Annotated in this window: 2 protein-coding genes; both read left to right on the top strand. The window is 44.0% G+C overall.

The annotated features are described in order from the left end of the window. Nucleotides 1-637, top strand: a 637-nt coding sequence (locus UQ64_RS12060; protein ID WP_209445769.1) for an S-layer homology domain-containing protein, incomplete at its 5' end; no start/stop codon positions are given. Nucleotides 638-885: 248 nt separating this feature from the next. Beyond that, nucleotides 886-6,376, top strand: a 5,491-nt coding sequence (locus UQ64_RS12055) for a glycosyl hydrolase family 95 catalytic domain-containing protein (protein ID WP_209445768.1), incomplete at its 3' end; no start/stop codon positions are given.

Raw genomic sequence — 6,376 nt, 5'->3', positions numbered from 1 at the left:
GTTCACTGTGAAGAATGGTAAGACTGAAGTTTCGATATTCAGTCAAGCAAATGGCTTATACGCAATCGTTCAGAACAAGAAAACCTTCGACGATATGATTGGACATTGGGCGCAAAAGGATGTGGAAACCTTAGCCTCTAAACTGATCATTAACGGCATGACGGATCAGGCGTTTGCACCAGCAGGCCAAGTCACTCGTGCTCAATTTGCGGCACTGCTGGTAAGAGGATTAGGGTTAACGACGGAGTCATTATCGAATGTATTTGCAGATGTTAGTGCTACGGCGTGGTATGCGCAGGACGTGAACACAGCAGCGAAGTTAGGCTTGGTTCAAGGCGTTGGTGAAGGGAAATTCAGTCCAGATGCAAAGATTACAAGAGAGCAAATGGTCGTTATGATCATAAAGGCTATTCATCTCGTTCAAGGTGATCAGGAGCCGGAAGCTCAAACCCGTACTCCATTTGCTGATCAGAACCAGATCTCTGATTATGCTACCCATGCAGTAACAGAAGCAGCGAGCAAAGGATTAATCAAAGGAAAAACAGAAACAAACTTTGCTCCGCAGAATGCAGCCACACGTGCTGAGGCTGCAGTGATGGTCAAACAAGTTTTGCAATATTTGAAATTGATTAATTAAGCCGAAGAAGTTTTTTAACACAGCCTACTCAGAAATTGAAGCTGTTAGCGCGGATGAAATTGGGAAGGAGAAACGAGTACACTCTAAATTCGAAGAAATAAACACGTAGTACAAGGGGAAGGAGACTTTATTAAGCAAGTCTCCTTCCCTTGTTTATGAATTAAGAAGATATGACCCATGCATCTACAAACAGTGACATTGTGGGATGAACTATAATCGCATTCATAATTGATGAAGGAGTAAATTTGATGATCATTCAAAAATTAAGAAAAATGACAGCCCTTACAACTTCGTTTTCGCTGCTGATTCCGTTGTTATTTGCATCAGGAGTGCCGTCCATCTCACAGGCATCTGCAGCAGCTACTGTGACAGAAAATGCAGGAATGCCTGAACAGAAAGCAGGAAATTGGGATGATTTGAAAATAAATTGGACAACACCGGTCAGCGGTACAGATTTTAACGGAGCCCCCGTTGGGAATGGTTACTTTGGTGCTAAAGTATCGGGAGGCGTAGCTACCGAAATTCTTCAACTTAGTGACAAAACGTTTCATTCCGGCGAACCGTTCAATAATTATGATCCAAATCGTAAAATAGCTCTAGATGCTACGAGAAGTTTGCTTGCTCAAGCGGATGCAGCAACATCAGTAGCCTCTCGCGAGGATCATTTGAAGTTAGCAGAGACGGAAGCAATGGGTATGTGGGGATCAGAGCCATTGGCTAACTTCCTGCCCATTGGCAATATCGTCCTGGATGTCCCGAATACGTCGGGATATACGGATTATAATCGTGAACTTCATCTGGATAAGTCGATAGTTACAACAAAGTACAAAGTGGGAAACACGACTTATACGCGTGAAGTATTTGCAAGTAAACCGGATCGCGTAATGATCATAAGAATGACCAATGACGGCGGTCAGCCGATGGGCATGACGGCCAAGATGACTCTACCACCGGAAATGGACACACACGGTACGGTAACATCTTCTGGTAACGAGATCCAGATGACAGGTACGGCCCCATACGATGATAACGCTAGTCATTGGGAGAATGGGAGAGGAATGACTTTTGACGCTCGTCTACGGGCCAGAACGACTGGAGGAACCATAACAGCATCTGGGGGTAATTTGAACATTTCAGGTGCTACGGTAATTGAATTGCTATATGCAGACGCGACAAGTTACAAGGATCCATTTACTAATCCAAATCCAAGTCAAGGCGGGAATGATCCTACTCCAATCGTAGAAGATATAATGGACGTTGCTTTTGCAAAAACCTATACTCAGCTCTTGGATGCACATCAGGCTGATCATCGGAGTTTATTTCGCAGGTTGTGGACAGAAGTTAACGGTAATTCAGGTATTTCCAGGCCGTTCACGCTTACCTACCAGTATGCCCGTTATGTTTCAATTGCTGCTTCTAGAACAAATACATTTGATCGTCCTTTTAACGAAAATGGAATGTGGAATTACAAGTGGAGGCCTACCTCATATGGGGCACATTTTTTCAATGAAAATGTACAGAAAATGTATGCGTTAATAGAAACCGGGAATCTGACCGAGAATGGAGATCCCCTTTGGAAATATATTAAAAATTTAGCTATAAACGGAGAGAAAACCGCGAAAACAGACTTCGGATTTGACGGTTGGATGATACCTCACGCGTCCGATGTTTGGGCTAAAACAGAACTTAGCGCAGATGACAATGAGTGGTCAATCTGGCCTACGGGTGGCATGTGGCTCATGTTTAATGTGTATGATCATTATCGGTTTACACAGGACAAATCCTTTCTTCGAGAAACGGCATTTCCGCTCATGAAGGGTTCCGCAGAATTTGCTTTGGATTATCTTGTGACGAATAAGGAAGGTTATCTCGTTACGTCGCCTTCCACTTCTCCGGAGACGAAGTATGTTTTATCAGATGGTAAAGCCATTGCAATCAGTCAAGGGTCAACGATCGATATGACTCTAATTCGAGAGTTGTTTGAAAATGTCCTAGAAGCAGGCAGTATATTGGAAGGAGATTCTACAGTAGATGTTGATTTGATGAATCGTGTACGAACAGCCTTGCCGAAGTTACTTCCTTATAAAATTGGTAGCAACGGAGAAATCAAGGAATGGAATAATGATTACCCTATCGTAGATCCTAGTCACCGGCATGCCTCCCATTTAATTGGTGTTGGTTTTCTTGACCAGATCACGAAGAGAGATACTCCTGATTTATTTAATGCCGTTAAAGTTTCGCTGAACATGCGAGGAGTGGGTGGATATCATCCAGATAATTCGTACATGTGGGCGCGTCTAAATGAGGGGAATAGGGCTATTTCCGTTGCGGACGTTTACCCGTCGAGTGAATTTGTTAACGAATGGCAAGTGAAAGGCGCTTATTATCCTGAATTGTTTGTGCAAAGTCATCTGGACAACATTGATATTTTGCCAGCATTGCCTTCAACTTGGACAACTGGGAGTTTCTCAGGAATAAAAGCACGAGGCGGATTTGAGGTTGGTGTAACCTGGGCGAAATCTCGGGCGACGAGTGTCCAGGTCAAATCGCTTAACGGAACAAGTGCCAAACTTTCATACCCTAACATTGCCGGGGCAATCGTCACTAATCAAGCAGGTCAAAACGTTGCTTATACGACTAATAACAGCAATTTGATCTCTTTTGATACACAAGTAGGCGATGTGTACACCATTAGCTCGATTCCTTTAAAAGAAGGGGCGCTGCACAGTTTAAAAATGAAGCACAGTGATAAAATGCTCGATATCGCAGGTGCGTCGAAGGATGAACATGCGTCACTAGTTCAGATGTCATCATCAGGGACGGCAAACCAACAATGGCAGATAGTAAGTCTTGGAAATGGCTACAATAAAATCGTTAATAGCAAGAGTAATAAAGTCATCGCCGTTCTTGATGCTTCTATATCCGATGGCGCACAACTGGTACAGCAACTATATACCGCAGATGCTGTGCTAAACGATGAATGGCAAGTAATTGATCAAGCAAACGGTTATTACAAGCTGGTCAATCGGGGTAGCGGCAAAGCGTTGACTGTTCCAGATTCCAGTAAAGCTTCAGGGGCACAATTGGTCCAATCATCATTAACGAACACAGATAATCAACTGGTAGAAATTAATTCTGTGAGCGATCCAATCGATCAAAAAACATTCAGTTTGACCGTTCAGAACAGTCAGCTAAACATGGATGTAGACGGTGGTTCAAGCGCAGATGGGGCCAAAATCATTCAATGGTCTGCAGGTAAAGGGCTGAATCAACAATGGTTGTTTATGAGGACAGACCCTGGATATTACAAAATCATATCTCAACACAGTTTGAAGGCACTTATCGTAGAGGACGCATCAACTGTAGATGGTGCTGGGATTATTCAAAAGGGATACACCAATGATGACACCTACAACGATGAATGGTCCGTTGTGGATGTCGGGGACGGCTACTATCAACTCAAAAATCGTGGTAGTGGTAAAGTGATAGAAATCCCTGGAGGTAGCACAACAGGTGGTGTGCAATTCGTACAGAACACAGCAGGTACGGGAAGCAACCAGAGGTTCTTATTATCGTTCGACAGAATAGCGAATGATCATACAATTGGAACAGGGAATGACCAATTTATGTATAGTGGGGAATGGGGTTACACCTCGTCCGAATCTGGCGCATACGGTGGTGACAACCACTATTCGAACTCGGTGGATGCCTATGTACTCTTCCGTTTCATAGGATCAAAGGTTCAACTATATGGGGCAAAAAACAATAATCAGGGAATCGCGGCATTTTCTATCGATGATGGAGCTGAAACGATGGTTGACACGTACGCCTCATCTAGATCCGATCAGCAGCTGCTTTTCGAAAGCAAGGGATTGACGAATCAAGAACATGTGCTGCGTGTAAGGGTGACAGGCCAAAAGAATGCCGACTCTAATAATACCTTTTTATCAATAGACCGTGCGGAAATCCAGTCAAGGATACCTACTGTCTCGGATCCAAATGAGATCCCGCAAAGTGAAATGAAAGCAACATCAACAAGCAATCACAGCGGAAACGATGCTGGAAACGCCATTGACGGAGAACCTTCGACGATATGGCTATCCGAAGGGGATCCTGTTGTGAATTTACCGCAGTCTATTACTCTGGATCTTGGCAAACCTAGAGTAATTTCAAAATTACGATATTTACCTCAGCAAAACGGCGAGTCCATTGGTTACATTACAGTTTATGAACTATCGACAAGCATGGACGGAACCTCATTCACACCAGTTACAGGCGGAAGCTGGGATGATGACAGCACTGAGAAAATCGCAGAATTTGCTCCGGTCGCAAGCAGATACCTGAAACTTACTGCCATCGCAGGTCATGGTGGTTTAGCTTCAGCGGCAGAGATTAACATCATGAAGAATGAGATGGATGAGGACTATCAAGCCCTTCAAGCACTTATCACAAGTGTGCAAAGTATGCACGACAGTGCAATAGAAGGGAATGAAGAGGGTCAGTATCCAGAAGGTTCGAAACTAACTTTACAAAAAGCTATTGATCAGGCGAAGGATGTACGCGATAGCACGTCTGTTACGCAGCAGCAATTGCAGCAGGCCGTGAAGGAATTAAAAGCTGCTTTGCAAGTGATGGAGGATAGTATCCACAATCATATTAAGGTTCAATCGATCACGATCACAAGTGAATCATCGGAGATTTCGACGAAGAACGGAACTCTCCAATTAGGCGCTACCGTGCTACCTACCCATGCTAATAAGTCTGTAACATGGGCTGTGTATGAAGTAGATGGCATAACAGTAACGGACAAAGCGACCATTGAACTATCCGGTTTGCTGACGGCGGTGAAAGATGGAACCGTGAAGGTGGTAGCCACAGCAACGGATGGTTCTAATGTTCAAGGTGAGTTAGCTATTACCATAAGTGGTCAATCGGACATTATCGATCCGGGCACTGATCCTGTGAATGTTGAAACGATTAACATTTCAAGTTCAGGAGATGTGTCAACGATTACCACTAAGAGCGGAAGCCTTCAACTTGGTGCTACCGTGCTACCTGCTAATGCTACGAATAAGTCGGTAACATGGGCTGTATATGGAGCGGATAGCGTAACTGCAACGGATTTAGCAAGCATTAATCTATCCGGACTGCTGACGGCGCTGAAAGATGGAACCGTGAAGGTGGTAGCCACAGCAACGGATGGTTCTGATGTTCAAGGTGAATTGTCTATTACCATAAGTGGTCAATCAGACATTATCGATCCGGGCACTGATCCTGTGGATGTTGAAAAGATTAACATTACAAGTTCAGGAGATGTTTCAACGATTACCACTAAGAACAGAACCCTCCAATTTGGTGCTAATGTATTGCCTGAAAATGCTACCAACAAGTCTGTTATTTGGACAGTTTTTGGAGCGGATGGAGTAACACCAACGGATCAAGCGATCATTAATTCGAGTGGTTTATTGAAGGCTGTGAAAAACGGTGTTGTGAGAGTAGTGGCGACTTCCGTTGAAAATCCATCAGTTTATGGAATCAAAGAGATTACGATTAGTGGGCAAGACGACAGTATTGATCCAGGTACTGGTCCGGGAACAGGTGTAGATCCAGGCAACCCAACGACACCAACGAGTCCTACAACAACACCTACACCAACGACATCACCGACGAAAGAAGATCCACATCGTTATGTGCCAACAGAGAAAGAACTAGAAAGTAAAACTGCACAGAACGGATCAC

The organism is Paenibacillus etheri (genome assembly GCF_001012825.1).
GTDB lineage: Bacteria > Bacillota > Bacilli > Paenibacillales > Paenibacillaceae > Paenibacillus_AQ > Paenibacillus_AQ etheri.
Note: the sequence above shows the minus strand (reverse complement) of the source record. Positions and strands in the feature narration are given on the sequence as shown.